The sequence below is a fragment of the Desulfolutivibrio sp. genome, assembly GCF_036584575.1.
Lineage (GTDB): Bacteria > Desulfobacterota > Desulfovibrionia > Desulfovibrionales > Desulfovibrionaceae > Desulfolutivibrio.
In genome coordinates this window covers 1-18,069 of the sequence record NZ_JAZHDB010000131.1, presented here as the reverse complement: position 1 = coordinate 18,069, position 18,069 = coordinate 1, and the positions used below count along the sequence as shown (strand labels likewise).

Sequence of the window (18,069 nt, the reverse complement as noted above, 5' to 3'; positions counted from 1 at the left end):
CACATTGTACACGTCGTCCACGCTGATCTCCAAGCCCGAAACAACATCCCCCTTGCACAGCCCGAAGTTGAAGGAAAGCCGCCTCATCGAACAGCACCAGATCGGGGTGGGGGACCGGGGGGTGGTGTCCGCCGCCTCCTACGAGGCCCGGGCCTTCGGGGTGCGCTCGGCCATGCCCGTGGTCCAGGCCCGCAGGCTGTGCCCGACGGGCGTCTTCGTGCCCGGGCGGCATGCCCGCTATGCCGAACTTTCCCGGGCCATCATGGCCTGCCTCGGCCAGTTTTCCCCCCTGGTGGAACCGGCCTCCATCGACGAGGCCTATGTGGACATGACCGGATCGGCGACCCTTTTCGGCGGGCCCCAGGATTTCGGCATGGCCATGAAACGGGCGGTGTTGTCGGCCACGGGCCTGCCCTGCTCGGTGGGCGTGGCCCCGGTGAAATTTCTGGCCAAAATCGCTTCGGATTTCCACAAGCCCGACGGGCTGACGGTGGTGCGGGAAGAGGATGTCCCGGCGTTTCTGGCGGTCCTGCCCGTGGAGAAGATCCCCGGCGTGGGGCGGCGTACACGGGAGGCCCTGGCCCTTTTGGGGGTTCGCACGGCCGGGGATATGCTGGCCCATCCCCGGGAATTCTGGGAGCGCAGGCTGGGGAAACACGGCCCGGAGCTGTACGACAAGGCCCTGGGCATCGACCCTTCTCCCGTGCGCCTCTCCCGGGAGGTCAAATCCATCAGCGCCGAAAACACCTTCGATGCGGACGTGTCCTCGCGGGAGGCCCTGGCCGTGTGGCTTCTACACCAGTCCGAGCGGGTGGGGCGGCAGCTGCGCACAAAGGGCCTGGTGGGCCGCACCGTGACGCTCAAGCTCAAATATTCGGATTTCAAGCAGATCACCCGGGCAAAGACCCTGACCGTCCCCACGGACTGCGACGAGACCATTTTCGAGGCGGCCCGGGCGCTTCTGGACGACGTTCCCCTGGCCCGCCCGGCCCGGCTGGTGGGCGTGGGGGTGTCGGGATTCGGGGCGGCGCCCGTCCGGCTCGACCTGTGGCACGACGCAAACGCCCCGGACGTCCCGGCCCGGCCCCGGCGGCTTGACTCGGCCATCGACGCCATCCGGGACCGGTTTGGGCGCGACGCCATCCGGCGGGGGCGGCTTTTCGGCTTCGGGGGGACGCGGCGGCGGGACACGGGCAAGGACGGCGGCGGGGCAGGAAGTTGACCAGACGGGGCTTTTTGTTCATAGCAAAACGGTGACGCGAGGACGCGCGTTCATTTTTTCCCCCAAGTGGGCCATAGGCCGGGAGGATCGCCATGTCCGACAGGATCATCGACCTCAAAAAGCAGTTGCGGGAACTCAAGGCCGGGGAAAAGATGGCGGCCTTCGCCGGATTTTCCCTGGACCTGGGCGACCCCGTCGGGACCAAGGACGGCGTGCTCAAAATCGCCGATTTCATCCGTCCCGATGGTTCGGGCTACCTCACGGTCACCTTCCAGCTCGATCTGGGGCCTGACCTGGCGGAGCACCGGGCCGTGGCCCAGGCCTTCCAAAAGCTCGCCACCTTCTCCTCCCGGGCCGACCACGTCCTTGGCCGGGCCAGGTTCGGCAAGGGATTCGACTACATGCTGTGTATGGATCAGGGCGTCTCCGAGGGCGAGGTGTGGTACACGGCCGAGGCCGACATCTATTATACCGCATTGCGCGGCCGGGTGCGGGAGTTGGTTACGGAGGCCGTGCTGCCGGGACTTGCCGCCATCGTTCCCGTGACCTTCGAGGCGGCGAACTGGTGGAACGACGAGCAGGGTTGAAGCGTCGCCGCTCCGGCGTGTGACCCGGGAGGGCGATCGTCCCGGCCGGGCGCAGGGCCTTTATGCGCAAAAACGCCGCGACCCGCGCGGCAAGGTGTTATGGCTGTAGGCATCATGATTCCACGTTCTCACGGCGCCCGTCTCCTCACCACCCTGCTGGTCGTTCCGGTCGTGGTCGCGACCGTTCTTGCGGGGGACTGGGTTCTTTTCTCCATGGTGTTCGTCGTGTCCGTCCTGGGGCTGCGGGAATTTTTCGCCATGCGCGTAAGGCCCGGTTCCGGGACGGAGGCCGTGATTTTAACCGTGATCGGGACGGTGCTGGCCTTTCCCCTGCTTTCGGGGTTTCGCGACAGCAATTCGGTCCTGGTTCTGGGCGTGCTTTTGGGGACGGTCTGGATCGAAAAAGCCCTCTTCCTGCTGCGCTTCGGCGTCGGCGGCCAGGGCGGCTCGCCGCCGGGATTCCCCGGGGTGCTGGTTTCCGGACTTTTGTATATCCCCTGTGCGCTCGGCTTTTTTTTACGGTTCGGCCCGCCCGAGATTTTTTTCGTGATTTCGGCTGTGGCGGTTTCCGACGCCGGGGCCTATTATTGCGGCAGCCTCATCGGCGGCCCGAAGCTGTGGTCGGCGGTCAGCCCCAAAAAAACCTGGGCCGGGGGCCTGGGGGGCCTTGTGTTGTGCGTGGGGTGGTGCCTGCTGTACGGTTCCCTGTGGGGTCAGGAGGTCGGGGCCATGGCCTGGATCTGGCTGGCTGCGGGGCTTAACGTGGCCGCCCAGGGCGGGGACTTTTACGAATCCGCACTGAAGCGAGTGGCCGGAATCAAGGATTCCGGGCGGCTTTTGCCGGGCCACGGCGGCATTCTGGACCGCATGGATGGATTGTTGCCCGCGATCCTGGTTTATGCCTGGGTCTCGGGAAACACCCTGTATTTCGTGTGAGGCGACACGCCGGGGGCTTCCTGACATTCCCGGCGGGGCTGAAGAGGACGTCATGCAAGCCAATGGCTCCGATGACACCGGGGCCCCCCGGGGGGGCGGCCCATTTTCGGACACCGACCGGGTGGCCGCCTATCTGGAGCGTCTGGAGGAGCTCAAGCGGGTCAAGGCCTTTCGCGAGGTGGTGGAAGAGCGCGTTTTTTTGGAGTTCATCCGGGTCAACAGGGCGCGCATCAACGAATTTCCCTTGCTCGAAATCGAGCAGAAAAGCCTCATCGACATCCTTGTGCGGCGCGGCGCGGAGTATCCCGGCCACCAGCACATCAAGGGGCTTATCGGCGAATTCCTGGTCATTTTGAACAAATACGGCAAGGCCAGGGCCGTCGGCGCCGGGGCCGAGGCCGAGGAGTTTTTGCGGGAACTGGCCGGGGCCGAGGCCCTTTTGGTCAAATGCGTGCAAGGGGCGGTCTACGCCAGCGCCCTGATCAAGGATAATTTCAGCGACGCCGTCATCCTGAATTTCGGCGAATCCGCCCTGCACGAGATCGAAGAGATCACCGAGCGCTGCGAGTTCGATGAATCCTGGTGGCGGGCCCATCTGGACATCTTCGTGCGGGAGCGTGTCGCCCAGGCCCACGCCGGGATCGTGGCCCAAGAGAAATACGCCGTGTTCCGGGAAGGCGGTTTCGCCGGGGTCCGCCTGCCCTTCGACGAGGTGATGGCCACCGTGCGGGGCACGGACAAGACCATCCAGAAAACCCGGGTGCAGGACGCCTATGAGGACCAGGAGCAGGGCCAGGAGAATCAGCGGGTGGTGACCTTCCTGGCCGCGTTTTTCGGTTCGGGGGGAAATCCCCTGTCGGAGGCCAAAACCCCGGCCGCCACCCTGCGCCATGTGGCCCGCATTGCGGCCATGGACATCGCCGGGCGGGAATATGCCGAGGCCGGGACGCCGGATTCCGACGAGGCCGAAGTTCGTCTCACATTTCTGGCCGGGCAGACCATGTCCATCGGCGTGGGGGCCGCCCTGGTCCAGGCCGTGGCCCTGGATGATTTCGAACGGGCCGTTCGCGATTTCGATGCCCGGGAACGGCGTCTCCTGGCGGCCCTGGTGGGAAATTTCGAGCGGGTGCGGCTGGAACGGCTCGCCCCGTTGGTCCTGGAGTTCGCCTATCTGGGCTTTTTGCGCGACAAGTGCCGGGACGAGGGCGGCAAGGTGATGATCCGGACCCTGCGCCTGCGACGGGCCGTGGAGGCCGAGGTGGCCGCCCTGGTTGGGACCGAGGACGGCGAGTTGACCCGCATCGGGCGGCGGCGGCTTTTCGAGGCCGACCCCGACCGGCCGGACATGCTGTTGTGGAAGCCCAAGACTTTTGAGGAGATGACCGGGCTGTGCGCGATGTTGCAGCTCGACGGGGCCGTGGCCGGACGGGTCGCCACCCTGTGGGAGACGGCCCCCTTCAAGGTGGATATCCTGGTGGCGGTCAACCTGGAGGCCGTGGCCAAGGTGACCGGAAACCCGGCCCAGCGGGTGGCCGAGATCCTGGCCCGGTTTGGCGTGACCCTGCGGCGCGGCGGCCGCGCCCCGGAGGCCAAGACCCCCGCCGCAGCCCCGGACCAGTCCCCCAAACCGCCCGACGGGGCGAACCAAGGCTGATAGACTTCCCATGACCGACACTGCGGCCCACGCGACGCCCCCCGCCCCGGAATACGATCCAGGGGCGGGGTACATCAGTTCCCTGCCGGGCGAAGACGCCCTTCCCGGATTTCCCCGTCGCCTGTGCCTGCTTGGCGGCACCGGCTCCATCGGCAAAAGCGCCCTGCGCGTGGTGGAAGAGCATCCGGAGCGGTTTGCCGTGGCGGCCCTGGCCGGGGCCGCCAACCTGGCGCTTCTGGCCGAACAGGCCGCCCGCTTCCGTCCCGCCCGCCTTTGCGTCCTCGACGCCTCCGGCGCGGACGCCCTGGCCGGGATGCTCCCGGCCGGATACTCCCCGGACATCGTGCATGGCCCGGAGGGCTACGCCTCCCTGGCCTCCGACGCCGATTCCGATGTGGTGCTGTCGGCCATCGTGGGGGCGGCCGGGCTCGTGCCCACCCTGGCCGCGGTCCGGGCCGGGAAGATCGTGGCCCTGGCCAACAAGGAATCCCTGGTTTTGGCGGGGGATCTCATCCGTCAGGCCTGCCGGGAAAGCGGGGCCGTGATCCTGCCCGTGGACTCGGAGCACAACGCCCTGTTCCAGGCCCTTGGCGGCCCGGGCCTGCGGGAGCTGCCCCATGTGGCCACGTTGGTGCTGACGGCCTCGGGGGGGCCGTTTCGGGACAAGCCCGCCGCGTTTTTGCAGACGGTCACCCGGGAGCAGGCGCTTGATCATCCCAACTGGTCCATGGGCCCGAAAATCAGCGTGGATTCGTCCACGCTCATGAACAAGGGGCTGGAGGTCATCGAGGCCTGCCGCCTGTTCGGACTGCCCCCCGGGCGGGTGGAGGTGGTGGTGCATCCCCAAAGCATCGTCCATTCCCTGGCCCGCTACCACGACGGGTCGCTTCTGGCCCATCTGGGCCCCCCGGACATGCGCCTGGCCATCGCCTACTGCCTGGGCTATCCCCGGCGTACCCCGCTGGACCTGCCCCCCGTGGATCTGGTGGCCCTGGGCGCCCTGACCTTCGAGGCCCCGCGCCACGACGATTTTCCCTGTCTCTCCCTGGCCCGGCACAGCCTGTCTTTGGGGGCCTGGGGACCGGTGGCGCTCAATGCGGCCAATGAAACCGCCGTGGAGCTTTTCTTGACCGGACAGGTCGCCTTTTTGGACATCCCCCGGCTGGTGGAGTTCGCCCTGAATGCCCAGGCGGGGGTTTACGCCGACGATTTGGATGCTATATTGGAGATTGACCGCACCACCCGGAAGCGGGTCCGGGAGCGGGCTATCGGGTGCGCCCCCCGGGGCTGAAGCCTTTTTACGCCCGCCATAACACGAAAGAACAACAAGGAATCGGATGGAAAGCGTTTTGTCCGTGGCCCTGGTGCTCGGGGGCCTTATTTTTTTTCACGAGCTCGGACATTTCACCGTGGCCCGGCTGTTCGGCATCGGCGTGGTGACCTTTTCCCTTGGTTTCGGCCCCAAACTGTTCGGGTTCAAGCTGGGGGCCACCCGGTACCTCCTGTCGGCCATCCCCCTGGGGGGCTATGTGCAGTTGGCGGCCCAGGATCCCGAGGAAGAGGCCCCGGAGGGGTTCGCCCCCAGCACGTTTTTTCGGCTGCGTCCGGCCTGGCAGCGCATGCTGGTGGTGGCCGCCGGTCCCATGTTCAACTTCATCCTGGCCTGGCTGATTTTCTGGGGGCTTTTTCTGTCCTACGGCCGCATGGAGGTGTTGCCGGTCATCGGGCAGGTGCAAAAGGACAGTCCGGCCGAGGTCGCGGGCATCCTGCCGGGCGACCGGGTGGTGGCCATTGACGGCAAGCCCGTGCTGCGCTGGGACGACCTGGCCGGAACCGTGCGCCAGACCGGCGAAAAACCCGTCACCCTGGACCTTGAGCGCGCCCCGGAGGGGGCGGCTTCCCGGGTTCAGGTGACCCTGACGCCACGGATGCAGGTGACCAAGAACATCTTCGGCGAGGAGGAGCGCGTGCCGCTTCTGGGCTTGGTCTCGGCCGGGAAAACCATTTCCACGCCCCTGGGGACCGGCTCGTCGGCCGGCGAGGCCCTGACCCGCACCTGGGAGGTGGTGTCCATGACGCTTCTGGGCATGCTCAAGCTCATCCAGCGGGTGGTCCCCCTGGACAGCCTGGGCGGCCCGATCATGATCGCCCAACTGGTGAGCAGGCAGGCCGCCGAAGGCCTGGCCAACGTCCTGGCCCTGACCGCCGTCATCAGCATCAACCTGGGCATCCTGAATCTGTTGCCCATCCCGGTCCTCGACGGCGGCCACATCCTTTTCTACACCCTGGAGACGGCCTTCCGTCGCCCGGTGAGCCAACGCTGGCAGCAGATCACCACCCGGGTGGGGCTGGCCTTCCTGATCGGGCTCATGGCCCTGGCCCTGTACAATGACCTGCAACGCATCTTTGTCTGACCCGTCCAGGCCGGACGCGGGGCCGACGCTGGTCCTGTGCGCCGTGGAAGAGGTGCTGTGGGTGGTCCTGGCCGAGGCCGGGCGCGTGCGTGCGGCCCTTTCGGCCAAGGGGCAGGGCGTGGCCATGACGTTTTTGGCCCCGGCCGTGGCCGAGGCGCTTTCTCGGGCCGGGGTCGTCCCGGCCGAGTTGACCGGGGTGGCCTGCGTCTGCGGGCCGGGGAGTTTTACCGGCATCCGGGTGAGTCTGGCCGTGGCCGAGGGACTGCGGCTGGGGACCGGGCTTCCCCTGTGGGGGCTGGCCTATCCGCCCCTGGTCGCCCGGGCCGCCTTCGCCCTGCGTCCCGGGGCGAAACGCGTCGCCGCCGTGGTGCATGCCCGCAAGGGGCTGGCGTATGTGCAGGTGTTTACGGCGCAGGCGGGCCAGGCCCCGAGCCCTGTCGGCCCTGTCCGGGTTTTGCCCGCCCCCCTGGCCGCCCAGGCGGCCTGGGAGTCGCTTTTTCCCCCCGGGGGGGAGGGGGCTCCGGAGACTGCGGCGGTGGCCGGATCGGGGCTTCGCAACAACCGGGGGGCCTTTGTCGCAGTATTTCCCGAGGCCTGCCTGCTCCCCGACGAGGCGGCCTTTCCCGGCGCCGACGTCCTGGCCGCCGCCGCCACGGGTCCGGCCCGGGACGCCGTGCTTCCCCCGGACCCCATCTATCAGCGCCCAAGCGACGCCGAGGAGAATCTGGCGGATATCTCCCGCAGGCGCGGCATGGACCCCGACCGGGCCAAGGCCCTGCTTGCGGCAGCCATGGCCACCGGCGTGACCTGAACCTTCTGCCTCCCCCCGGGGAGAGGTCTTTTTTAACCGCGCCTTGGCGCGGTTTTTTTTTGCCCGGCTAAAGAACCCACCGGCTTATGTCGATAAGAAATCCAACAAAAGCGATGATCCGTCTTGCGCCGGGAGTGCCGACGAAGGACGGGTCAACTAACGGCAAGGAAGCCGAAACGTCATTCACGGAGGAAAAAACCATGTCCCTGATCATCAACCACAACTTGATGGCCGACAACGCCACCCGCAACCTGAGCACCGCCTACGGCGCCCTGGCCACATCCACCCGCCGCCTGTCCTCGGGACTGCGCATCGGCACCGCCGCCGACGACGCCGCAGGCTTGGCCGTCCGCGAACTCATGCGGGCCGACATCGCGGCCCTCAACCAGGGCGTGCGCAACGCCAACGACGCCATCTCGCTCATCCAGACGGCGGACGGGGCGCTCGGGGTCATCGACGAAAAGCTCATCCGCATGAAGGAACTGGCCGAACAGGCGGCCACCGGCACCTACACCTCGGACCAGCGTCTGATCATCGACTCGGAATACCAGGCCATGGCCTCGGAAATCACCCGGATCGCCAGCGCCACGGACTTCAACGGCCTCTACCTGTTAAACGGAAACCTGTCTTCGTCCACCCATAGCGGTGCGGGCCTGCAATCCACCGGCAAGCTCAAGGTCCACTTCGGCACGGCCAACGACAGCGCCGAGGACTACTATTATATCCAGATCGGCGCGGCCACGGCCTCGGCCCTGGGCGTCGGCCTGGCCGCCAGCAACAGCATCTCCACCCAGGCCCTGGCCCAGGCCAGCCTGGATACGCTCCAAAACGCCATCGTCTCCAAGGACAAGATCCGGGCCAACCTCGGCGCGTTGCAGAACCGCCTGGAAAACACCATCACCAACCTGGAGATCCAGGCCGAGAACCTCCAGGCCGCCGAATCGCGCATCTCCGACGTGGATGTGGCCACGGAGATGACCGAGTTCGTGCGTCAGCAGATCCTGACCCAGGCGGCGGTGGCCATGCTCTCCCAGGCCAACTCCCTGCCGCGTATGGCCCTGTCGCTGATGGGCTAGTTTTCATGGGGCGCGCGCCCTATGGAAACCTCGCCATTGGCCGATACGACGAAAAAAGGCCCCGGCCATCCCGGGGCCTCGTCAAGGGCCGGGCCGTCCAGGCGGTCCGGCCCTTTTCTTAGTGCGGCATCATGCTTGCTTGGGAAAGGGAAAAAAGCCGGTCAACGGCAGTTTTTTCCTGGAGACGCATATGAGCACCACCTCGACTTCCGGCGCGATCAGCTTCACGGGCCTTGGCAGCGGCACGGATTTCGCCTCCATGATCGACAAGCTTGTGGCGGTGGAGCAAACCCGCATCACCAGCCTGGAGACGTGGCGTACAAGTTGGACGGACAAGATCGAGGCCTTCCAGGAGCTCAACACCCAGATGCTGTCGCTCAAGACCGCCCTGGAAGGCATGGACACCAAGGGCGAGTTTCTGGTCAAGACCGCAGGCTCCTCCGACGGCAACGTGCTGGCGGCCACGGCCGGGGCCGATGCCCAGGAAGGCACGCATACGATAGAAGTCAAGCAGATCGCCAAGAACAAGATCATGGCCACCACAAACGGCGTGGCCACCACCACGGAAAGCATCAATACTTCCGGCGCGTCCCGCATCTTCGCCTATACCTATCAGGGCACGACCTATTCCGTGACCGTCCCGATCGGAGCCTCCCTGACCGATCTCAAAAACCTCATCAACATCGACGGCGACAACCCCGGGGTCAAGGCCGCCATCGTCAACGACGGGACCTCTTATCATCTCCAACTGCGCGGCATGGACACCGGAGCGGACGCCACCCTGGAGATCTCGGGCACGACGACCCTGGCCGGATACGGCGCCTCGGATTTTGAGACGTCCCAGAGCAACCAGGACGCCCTGCTCAAGGTGGACGGCTGGCCGTCGACGTATATGTCCCGGGCCACCAACAGCATCTCCGACATCATTGAGGGCGTGACCCTGAACCTGCGCAGCGTCGGCGAAGCGGACCTGGACATTGCAACGGACCTGGACTCGGTCAAGGAAAACATCGAGGCCTTCGTGACCCAGGTCAACACCGTGCGCAGCATGATCCAGGAACTCACCAAGGTGAGCAGCACCAGCACCTCCGTCTCGACCAGCTCGGATACCGAACAAACCCGGGCTGGGTCGCTGCTTACCGGCAACTACGGCATTCAGCTCATCAGCAGCCGCCTCAAGGATGCGACGGCCGGCACCGCCATCGGATTCGACTGGAACACCGACCCCTACACCTCCCTGTCCTCCGTCGGCATCTTGACCGACGCCCAGGAAGGCTCGGTCACCGCCGGGCTTCTGGTCATCGACGACGAACTCCTAGATGCGGCCCTGGCGAATGACATCGACGCCGTGGCCTCGCTTTTTTCGGCCTACTACGAGGGAAGCACCAACTCCTCGGATTTCAGCTATGCCTCGCACATCCAGGGCATCACCGAGGCCGGAACCTTCAAGGTCGCCTACACCGTGTCCGGGGGCGAGATCACCTCGGCCACCATCAACGGCCATGAGGCGAAAGTAAGCGGCAATACCATCCTGGGGCAGGGCATGGGGAATCCGGAGAACGGTCTGCTTCTTGAAATCAAGAACCTCACGGACGGCAGCTATTCCGGAACGACCTCCATGAAGCTTGGCAAAACAGGAGAATTGATAAATAATCTCGGTGACTTGACAGATGAAAAGACCGGACCTTTGGCGATTCTTGAAGACAACTATAATGATATTACCGATATGATCGATAAGAAGATTGAGTATGAAGAGAATCGCATTTCATTGATGGAGAGCCGCCTGCGTGAACGCTACGCCAGGCTTGACGCCCTCCTCGGCTACTACGACAACCTCAGCACCTCTCTGGAGAGCCAGATTGCGGATCTGGACGACTAGCGAACGCGCAAGGGACGCCAACGGAGAATCAGGATATGCAAACTGCCGCCAAGGCGTATCTCAAGACCCAGGTCAACACCACCAGCCAGGGGGACATTCTTCTTTTGCTCTATGAAGGAGCGATCAAGTTTCTTGGCCAGGCCAAGGAAAAAATTGCCGCCAAGGACTATGCCCAAAAGGGAATTCTCATCTCCCGGGCCCTGGATATCCTGGCCGAGTTGCAGTCGAGCCTAAACGCCCAGAAGGGCGGAACATTGGCTGAAAATCTGCAAAAGCTCTACTTTATTTGCAGCACAAAGCTCTTGCAGGCCAATCTGAAGATGGACCCGGCCATCATTGACGAGGTCATGAAGATCCTGGCCGGACTGCGCGACGCCTTTCGCGCGGCCAACGCAGAGGTCTCCGGCCAGCCGACCCCCGCTCCCCAACCCCAAAGCGCCTCCTATGGCGTTGCGCCACCTTCCATGGCCGCCACGGCCGAGCCGAAGGGCCCGGCCAAGGCCCCCGTCAGCTTTCCCGGTTTCGCCAAGAGAACCGCCTCCCCGGCGGCGGGCGTCTCCGTGGGCGAAACGGTCTCGGCGGCGCCCGCCCGGATCGTCCCCAACGCTGCGCCGTCCCGGGCGGGGGCGCCTGCGGCCGACCCGCGTCCGGCGGCGACCGCACACCCCGCCGTGGCGACGCCACCCGAACCGTCTACGGCCCCCATGCCGCCGCCCCAGGTCCAAAGTCCGATGCGGCGGGCGTTTGCGGCCTACGCCACGGCCCGGGAGCAAAAAACCGCCTCCTAGTGTCGCGTTTTAGAAAATCACGCCGGTTTTTTTCAGAAAAAACCAGTATTTCATGTCGTTGCATGTATAAATCAGACGCCCCGGTTTCGAGGGCAGGGCACGAGACGTGCGTCCCGTCCGCCAGCCCGGGACGCAGAACGCCGCCTGATCCGCCGATTCCCTGGAAAATGACGCCGGGGAGACGTTTTCTTTCTCGCCCAACCGTATGGCGAGGATGCTCCTGCATTCCCGGAGTTCATCCCTGGCCTTAGCCGCTATGCGGGGTTGTTGCTTTGCGCGCGGGGACGGGCTAACATCGCGAAAAACGCGACCGGTCTGGAGATGGGGGATTCGTGATCGGTCGGCTTTTTTTCAGGGAGACCAATGCGCATTACCTGCCCAGAATGCGGCTTTAGCCGGGACGTGCCTGATGGGAAGGTGCCCGCCGCGACCGCCGTGGCCACCTGTCCCAAATGCAGACACCGCTTCCGGTTCCGCGATTTCGAGGACGGCTTCGATCCGTCCTCATCCGCTTACGAGCAGCCCACGTCCGAACCCCGGTTCTCCGGGGCGGAGAGGGACGGAAACGTCCCGCGTGCCGGTCTTGGGGCCACCCCGCGTTTTCCGGGCGCCGTGCGGCGTAGCCGTGAATCCAGGGGCGAGTCCGAGCCTGCTGGGCACGGATATGATCCCTATACGCCTGATGCGCCACGCGGGCATGACCGAGTTTTCCCGCCGCCGTCGGCCCATTGGGAGCCCTCCGCCCCGGCCGAGGAGGCCCCTGTGGCGCCGGAAGAGTCCGCGCCGCTTCGCATGACCCCGCATCCGGCGGCCATGGACCAGCCGCCCCGGCCGGAACATGCGGAAGAGCGGTTGCGCGCCTGTGAGCCAGCCGCGCGCGAACCTCGATCCGAGGCGCGCCAGGAGCAAAACGGCGTGCGCGACATCTGGGCCAGGCTCCAGGCCATGGACGACGAAGACACCGCGCGCCTGACGCCGCCACGGCCTGCCGCCCCTGTCCCAGACGGCCCTGCCCGGGGCGCGCCGATCCCGGCCGGGGAGCCCCCTGCCGGGCGCATCGCCGGGGAGTCCGAGCCCGATCCGACCTCTGGCGTCAGGCCGCAGGCTGTCCCGCCCCAGGCGGCCATGGCTCCCGAAGAAACGTCTGGGCATCGGCAGGCCGCTGCCCCTGGCGGCGACGGCCCGGCACCCGGAAACACGGGCGATGCCCCCGGGGCGGATACCCGGGGCGGCGACGGCCCGGGCGCACGCGATTCGTCCTCTTCGCCCGATTCGCCCGATTCGCGCGAGTCGTCGGGGTCGTCCTCTTCGTCCGGTTCGTCCGATTCGTCTGGGCCTTTCCAGGAGGGTCGGCCGGGCGAGGCCGCAAAAGGCGAGGTGCCCTGGGAACGTCCCGACGTCTATGGATTTTTCCCCGGCTTGGTGCTGACGCTCAAGAGCATCCTGTTTCAACCCGTGGAATTTTTCGAGTCCATGCCCCCTGGCCGGGGCAAGGGCAAGGCCATGGTCTTCAATCTGCTTTTGAGCGAGTTTCTGCTGCTGGTGGATTTTTTATGGGCGCTTCTGGGCGTTCGGGCCAAGCTCGCGGACACGGGCCAGACCGACGCCCTGGCGGCCATGGCCGGGGTTCCGGGCATCGGATTCCTGATCCTGCTGATCATGGTCCCGGTCTTCATGGCCGCAGGCATCTACCTGGACGCGGGGCTGACGCATCTTCTGCTCATGCTCCTTCGCGGCAACAGCAAGAAATTCGACGAGACCTTCCGGGTCATGTGCTACAGCGCGGCGCCCACGGTGCTTTCGGCCGTGCCCGTGGCCGGGCAGTTGTTATCGCCGGTGATCCTCATCTGGTACATGACGCTGCAGGCCATCGGTCTGAAAAAAGTCCACGGCGCGGCCTATTCCCAGGCCTTGGCCGTGGTGCTCATCAAGTGGTCCCTGTATTTGTTCCTGTTGCTTGGGATGCTGCACGGTCTTTCCAGCGGAGGCTGAGGCCCATGGGAGGGCGTCCATGATAGAATGGTTCAAGCGAGTGCTGCGTGAGCTGGCCGCCAAGCGGCAGAAGGCTCGGGACATCCATCCGGAGTCTTTCCGCGTTCTGGCTGGCGAATTGGTGGAGTTGGCGGATATCGCCGCCAGGATCCGTCCCGACGAGCACGCCTTCCAGTTGCGGATCAAACGCATCCGTCGGGAGATGGATGATTTATCCCGCATGGCCGGTCGGCCCGAATTTCGCATGTTGCCGCCCAAGAAGCGGCTGGAGCTGCGCGAAAGCCTGCTGACGTCCAGGGATCAGTTGCTCAAAACGGTCTCCGACGCCCCCGTGCCCACCACCATGCGGCAGTAAGGCGTCGAAAGCGGCCACAACGCCCGGGGGTTTTATGTCCGCCACTCCCCTTGACTCCAGGCCCGGGGCAGGCCTTGCCGTCATTTTCTTGTCCTTTGCCCTGTTTTTGGCCTCGTGCTCCACGGAACCCCGCCTGACCAGCCTGTCCATCGTCAGCGTGGACGCCTGGGTCAAGCGCAACAACCCCGACATCTACGTGGAGCCCCTGGCCTCGCCAGGCGCCCCCATGACGGCCATGATCGTGCCCTTCCAGGTGACCCAGAACATCGCCTACATGAAGCTTTTAGGGGATCAGATCACCAAGTACGTCTGGCAGACCTGGACCCGCGACCGGGTGTTCCCCAAGTTCCTCTACGAGCAGAGCCAGATTCCGATGAGCACGGCCCAGGCCGTGGCCCTGGCCCGCAAGCGGGGCGTGAATCTTTTGGTCACCGGGGCGGTGACCTACATCATGTCCGGCGGCACGCGCGGCGATACCTCCGTCTCCCTGGCCATCGAGATTTTTGATGTAGCCAGCGGGGAACGGCTGTGGTCCATGGCCCACGGCGGCCGCATCGAGACCGGCCAGACCCGGGACTATATCTTTTTCGCCAAGCAAAACCGCATGCCCGAAGACCCGGTGTATGCCGTGACCACGGTCCTGGCGGCGGACATGGGGGGCACGGTGGCCAATTGGAACTACGGGCACAAGCCGCCGCCCCCGGCCGCCCCCAATCCCACGCCGCCGCCCCCGGTCCAATAGTCGGACGGGTGGCTGTGCGTTGAATAATTCTGGACGCGGCCGCTGGGAAAAGTGCAGAATGCACATTGTTCGCCCGCGCGGCGGCCAGGGGTGGTTTTGCGTGACGCCCCGGCCGTGTCCCCCTTCCCGGGAGCGGGAGAACGATGTCCGATAAAAGAGCAATCAACTGCGCCGACGGTTTCGGATTGTACGGAGAAACCGTGCCCATCGTCGCGCCGCGAAGTATGAGATAACGTCATGGACGACGATAGGCAAAGTCGCGATTGCGTCTTGCGGCTCACGGACGAACAGGTCACCCGCTTTTTGCACTTTTCCGTGGATCAGGCCGCCGAGCCCGTCTACTGGGTCGATAAGCAGGGCTGTTTCGCGTACGTCAACGCCACGGCCTGCCGGATGCTGGGATGGTCCCGGGACGAGCTTGTGCAGATGACCGTCTTTCAGGTGGACCGGCTGCTCACTCCGGCCCTGTGGGAGGCGCGCTGGGAACAGTTGCAGGTCGTAAAAAGCGCCCTCTACGATGTCGTCCACGTCACCCGGGACGGACGCACGTTTCAGGTTGAGGTCTCGGCCAACTTTCAGAACGTGGGGGGCGAGGAGTTCGTGGCCGCCTTCGCCCGGGACGTGACCGACCGCAGGCTGGCCGAGCAGCGCCTCAAGCTCTTCGAAAAGGTCTTCGACAACGCCCTGGAGGGCATCACCGTCACCGACCATCGCGGGGACATCGTCTCCGTGAACCCGGCCTTCGCCCTGATCACCGGCTACACGGCCGCCGAGGCCCTGGGAAAAAATCCGCGCATCCTCAAGTCCGACCGCCATCCCCCCGAGTTTTACAAGGCCATGTGGTCCGAGATCATCAAGAAAGGCCAGTGGTCCGGCGAGATCTGGAACCGCCGCAAAAGCGGCGAGGCCTACCCCGAATGGCTGTCCATCAGCGCCATCAAGGATCGCGGCCGCACCACCCATTATGTGGCCGTGTTTCATGACATAAGCGAGATGAAACGCAAGGAGGACAAGATCCTCCATCAGGCCTCCCATGACGCCCTGACCAATCTTCCCAATAAGCTCCTTTTGTCCGATCTTCTGGAAAAGGCCATCTCCCACGCCGCCCGGGCCGGACACAAGCTCGGGGTCATCTGCTTCGACCTGGACAACTTCAAAAACATCAACGACACCCTGGGCCATGCCATGGGCGACGAGTTGCTCAAGGCCGCCGCCGTGCGCATCAGCGGCATGCTGCGGCCCGAGGATACCGTGGCCCGGCCCGGCGGCGACGAGTTCATGGTCATGCTGGGCGAGATTGCCGACGAGCGCGACGCCGTACGCGTGGCCGAACGCATCCTCGACAGCTTTCGCCAGCCGTTCCAAGTGGATGGACGTGAACTGGTGCTCACGGCCAGCGTGGGCATCAGCATCTTCCCCGAGGATGGCGCCAGCCAGGATGCGCTCATCAAACACGCCGACCTGGCCATGTACCGGGCCAAGGAACAGGGCAAAAACGCCTACCAGCTTTTTACCCCCCAGATGAACGAGGCCGTCACCCGCCGCCTCAACCTGGAGGCCGGGCTGCGCCGGGCCCTGGAACGCGGCGAGTTCCTGGTGCACTACCAGCCCCGGCTGTCCTTCGCGAACATGCGCACCGTGGGCATGGAGGCCCTGGTGCGCTGGCGGCGCGAGCCGGGAATGCTGGTGCCGCCCATGGAGTTCATTCCCCTGGCCGAGGAGACGGGCCTTATCGTGCCGCTCGGGGAATTCGTCATGGAAACGGCCTGCGCCCGCACCGCCGCCATCAATGCCGCCATGGGCCTTTCGCTGAAGGTCTCGGTCAATCTCTCGGCCCGGCAGTTCTCCGACACCAACCTCCCCGAACTCGTGGCCCGCATCCTCGGGACGACAGGCCTTCCCCCCGCCTGCCTGGAGGTGGAGGTCACGGAAACCGTGCTCATGCAAAACATCGCCACGGCCGCGAACATGCTCGCCCAGTTGGCCGAAATGGGGGTCTCGGCCTCCATCGACGACTTCGGGACCGGCTATTCCTCGCTGTATTATCTGAAAAAAATGCCGCTTGCGGCCATCAAGATCGACCGGTCCTTCATCCGGGACATCCCCCGCGACCCCAGCGACATCGCCATCACCACCACCATCATCTCCATGTGCCGGGGGCTCGATCTGGCCGTGGTGGCCGAGGGCGTGGAGACCCAGGAACAGTTCAATTTCCTTTTGGGCCTGCGCTGCGACGAATGCCAGGGATATCTCGTCAGCCGCCCCCTCCCGGCCCCGGATTTCGAGGCCTTCCTGCGCCAGTCGGGCGACGCCCCAGGCTGATTCCGGCCGGTCTCCGTCCTCCTTTTCCCCTACCGCGCCGTCGGGAAATGGTGTAACACAGCCTCCCACATCACTCTGCAAAGGATGCCACATGATCGGAATTTCCAAACTTTACTGCGGCGGGGTCGAAGCCTCGGACGCCCTGCGTTACGGACGCCATTCGGGAAAGCTTCCCTCCCATCTGCTTCAATTTTCCAAGGATAAAAAACCCGTCGTGGTCTGGAACATGACCCGCCGGTGCAACCTCAAATGCGTTCACTGTTACGCCAAGGCCCTGGACGAACACGGAAAAGACGAGATCAACACCGAACAGGGCAAGGCCATCATCGACGACCTGGCCGCCTACGGCGCGCCGGTCATGCTCTTTTCCGGCGGCGAACCGCTGGTGCGCAAAGACTTGGTGGAATTGGCCCACCACGCCGTGTCCAAGGGCATGCGCGCCGTCATCTCTACCAACGGCACCCTCATCACCCCCGAAAAGGCCAAGGAGCTCAAAAGCGTCGGCCTGTCCTACGTGGGCATCTCGCTTGACGGCGGCGAAGACATCCACGACCGCTTCCGGGGCGTGTCCGGGGCCTTCAAAAAGGCCCTGCGCGGCATCGAAAACTGTCAAAACGAGGGCCTCAAGGTCGGCCTGCGCTTCACCATCAACAAGCGCAACGCCGTCGAGATCCCGGTCCTGTTCGACCTCGTGCGCGACCTCAACGTGCCGCGCATCTGTTTCTACCACTTGGTCTACTCCGGACGCGGTTCGGAACTCATCAAGGAAGACCTGGACCACGCCGAAACCCGCGCCGCCGTGGACCTCATCATGGACCGCACCCGCGCTCTTTTCGACGCCGGACTGCCCAAGGAAGTCCTTACCGTGGACAACCACGCCGACGGCCCCTACGTCCTGCAACGCCTGCTGCGCGAAGACCCGGCCCGGGCCGAGGAAGTCAAAACCCTGCTCTCCTTCAACGAAGGCAACAACTCCGGGCGCGGCATCGGCTGCATCTCCTGGGACGGCGCGGTGCACGCCGACCAGTTCTGGCGCAACCATACCTTCGGCAACGTCCTTCAGCGCCCCTTCTCCCAGATCTGGGACGACCCGGACATCGAACTGCTGGCCAAGCTCAAAGACAAGAAAAAATACGTGGGCGGCCGCTGCGCCACCTGTAAATACCTCGATATCTGCGGCGGCAACTTCCGCGCCCGGGCCGAGGCCTACTACGACGATATCTGGGCCGAAGACCCCGCCTGCTACCTGACAGACGACGAGATTCGCCCCTAGGGCGGAGGTGAGTCGGGG

Annotated in this window: 15 protein-coding genes and 1 pseudogene; all 16 read left to right on the top strand. The window is 65.0% G+C overall.

All coding sequences use genetic code 11. The annotated features are described in order from the left end of the window. On the top strand, positions 1 to 1,222 hold a 1,222-nt coding region (gene dinB, locus V3572_RS09910), incomplete at its 5' end, for a DNA polymerase IV (RefSeq protein WP_442877374.1). Between the two features lie 92 nt (positions 1,223 to 1,314). Continuing rightward, positions 1,315 to 1,809: a hypothetical protein gene (locus V3572_RS09905; RefSeq protein WP_332110835.1), complete on the top strand. Its 495-nt coding sequence runs from the start codon at positions 1,315 to 1,317 to the stop codon at positions 1,807 to 1,809. A 114-nt stretch (positions 1,810 to 1,923) separates the two neighbouring features. Continuing rightward, positions 1,924 to 2,745 (top strand): phosphatidate cytidylyltransferase, encoded by an 822-nt coding sequence (locus tag V3572_RS09900; protein WP_332110834.1) that lies wholly within the window; start codon positions 1,924 to 1,926, stop codon positions 2,743 to 2,745. A gap of 52 nt (positions 2,746 to 2,797) precedes the next feature. Further along, positions 2,798 to 4,399 carry a hypothetical protein gene (locus tag V3572_RS09895; protein WP_332110833.1) on the top strand — a complete coding sequence of 534 codons (1,602 nt, stop codon included), beginning with the start codon at positions 2,798 to 2,800 and terminating at the stop codon, positions 4,397 to 4,399. A 10-nt stretch (positions 4,400 to 4,409) separates the two neighbouring features. Continuing rightward, entirely contained in the window at positions 4,410 to 5,690 is a 1,281-nt protein-coding gene (dxr, locus tag V3572_RS09890; protein ID WP_332110832.1) for a 1-deoxy-D-xylulose-5-phosphate reductoisomerase, read from the top strand. 46 nt (positions 5,691 to 5,736) lie between these two features. After that, positions 5,737 to 6,813: an RIP metalloprotease RseP gene (gene rseP / locus V3572_RS09885; RefSeq protein WP_332110831.1), complete on the top strand. Its 1,077-nt coding sequence runs from the start codon at positions 5,737 to 5,739 to the stop codon at positions 6,811 to 6,813. Continuing rightward, a complete protein-coding gene (tsaB, locus tag V3572_RS09880) occupies positions 6,788 to 7,624 on the top strand; it encodes a tRNA (adenosine(37)-N6)-threonylcarbamoyltransferase complex dimerization subunit type 1 TsaB (protein ID WP_332110830.1) in 837 nt (278 codons plus the stop codon). The genes rseP and tsaB overlap by 26 nt, the downstream gene beginning before the upstream one ends. A 200-nt stretch (positions 7,625 to 7,824) precedes the next feature. After that, on the top strand, positions 7,825 to 8,700 hold the full coding sequence (locus tag V3572_RS09875) for a flagellin N-terminal helical domain-containing protein (protein ID WP_332110829.1): 876 nt from the start codon (positions 7,825 to 7,827) through the stop codon (positions 8,698 to 8,700). Positions 8,701 to 8,890: 190 nt separating this feature from the next. Further along, complete coding sequence (fliD, locus tag V3572_RS09870; protein WP_332110828.1) at positions 8,891 to 10,579, top strand: flagellar filament capping protein FliD; 1,689 nt, start codon at positions 8,891 to 8,893, stop codon at positions 10,577 to 10,579. A gap of 35 nt (positions 10,580 to 10,614) precedes the next feature. Beyond that, entirely contained in the window at positions 10,615 to 11,367 is a 753-nt protein-coding gene (gene fliS, locus V3572_RS09865; RefSeq protein ID WP_332110827.1) for a flagellar export chaperone FliS, read from the top strand. A gap of 363 nt (positions 11,368 to 11,730) precedes the next feature. After that, positions 11,731 to 11,826, top strand: a pseudogene (locus V3572_RS09860) (zinc-ribbon domain-containing protein); the annotation flags it as partial. Between the two features lie 303 nt (positions 11,827 to 12,129). After that, on the top strand, positions 12,130 to 13,359 hold the full coding sequence (locus tag V3572_RS09855; RefSeq protein ID WP_332110836.1) for a YIP1 family protein: 1,230 nt from the start codon (positions 12,130 to 12,132) through the stop codon (positions 13,357 to 13,359). A 19-nt stretch (positions 13,360 to 13,378) separates the two neighbouring features. Then, positions 13,379 to 13,714 (top strand): hypothetical protein, encoded by a 336-nt coding sequence (locus tag V3572_RS09850; protein WP_332110826.1) that lies wholly within the window; start codon positions 13,379 to 13,381, stop codon positions 13,712 to 13,714. Between the two features lie 34 nt (positions 13,715 to 13,748). Then, positions 13,749 to 14,456: a hypothetical protein gene (locus V3572_RS09845; protein WP_332110825.1), complete on the top strand. Its 708-nt coding sequence runs from the start codon at positions 13,749 to 13,751 to the stop codon at positions 14,454 to 14,456. 237 nt (positions 14,457 to 14,693) lie between these two features. After that, positions 14,694 to 16,778 (top strand): sensor domain-containing protein, encoded by a 2,085-nt coding sequence (locus V3572_RS09840; protein WP_332110823.1) that lies wholly within the window; start codon positions 14,694 to 14,696, stop codon positions 16,776 to 16,778. Between the two features lie 91 nt (positions 16,779 to 16,869). Further along, positions 16,870 to 18,051 (top strand): 12,18-didecarboxysiroheme deacetylase, encoded by a 1,182-nt coding sequence (ahbC, locus tag V3572_RS09835; RefSeq protein WP_332110822.1) that lies wholly within the window; start codon positions 16,870 to 16,872, stop codon positions 18,049 to 18,051. Positions 18,052 to 18,069 lie beyond the last annotated feature (18 nt).

Excerpts from the sequence above, each read along its gene's own strand:
- V3572_RS09905 (WP_332110835.1), top strand. The coding sequence starts at position 1,315 with ATGTCCGACAGGATCATCGACCTCAAAAAGCAGTTGCGGGAACTCAAG.
- V3572_RS09900 (WP_332110834.1), top strand. The coding sequence starts at position 1,924 with ATGATTCCACGTTCTCACGGCGCCCGTCTCCTCACCACCCTGCTGGTC.
- V3572_RS09895 (WP_332110833.1), top strand. The coding sequence starts at position 2,798 with ATGCAAGCCAATGGCTCCGATGACACCGGGGCCCCCCGGGGGGGCGGC.
- dxr (WP_332110832.1), top strand. The coding sequence starts at position 4,410 with ATGACCGACACTGCGGCCCACGCGACGCCCCCCGCCCCGGAATACGAT.
- rseP (WP_332110831.1), top strand. The coding sequence starts at position 5,737 with ATGGAAAGCGTTTTGTCCGTGGCCCTGGTGCTCGGGGGCCTTATTTTT.
- tsaB (WP_332110830.1), top strand. The coding sequence starts at position 6,788 with ATGACCTGCAACGCATCTTTGTCTGACCCGTCCAGGCCGGACGCGGGG.
- V3572_RS09875 (WP_332110829.1), top strand. The coding sequence starts at position 7,825 with ATGTCCCTGATCATCAACCACAACTTGATGGCCGACAACGCCACCCGC.
- fliD (WP_332110828.1), top strand. The coding sequence starts at position 8,891 with ATGAGCACCACCTCGACTTCCGGCGCGATCAGCTTCACGGGCCTTGGC.
- fliS (WP_332110827.1), top strand. The coding sequence starts at position 10,615 with ATGCAAACTGCCGCCAAGGCGTATCTCAAGACCCAGGTCAACACCACC.
- V3572_RS09850 (WP_332110826.1), top strand. The coding sequence starts at position 13,379 with ATGATAGAATGGTTCAAGCGAGTGCTGCGTGAGCTGGCCGCCAAGCGG.
- V3572_RS09845 (WP_332110825.1), top strand. The coding sequence starts at position 13,749 with ATGTCCGCCACTCCCCTTGACTCCAGGCCCGGGGCAGGCCTTGCCGTC.
- V3572_RS09840 (WP_332110823.1), top strand. The coding sequence starts at position 14,694 with ATGGACGACGATAGGCAAAGTCGCGATTGCGTCTTGCGGCTCACGGAC.
- ahbC (WP_332110822.1), top strand. The coding sequence starts at position 16,870 with ATGATCGGAATTTCCAAACTTTACTGCGGCGGGGTCGAAGCCTCGGAC.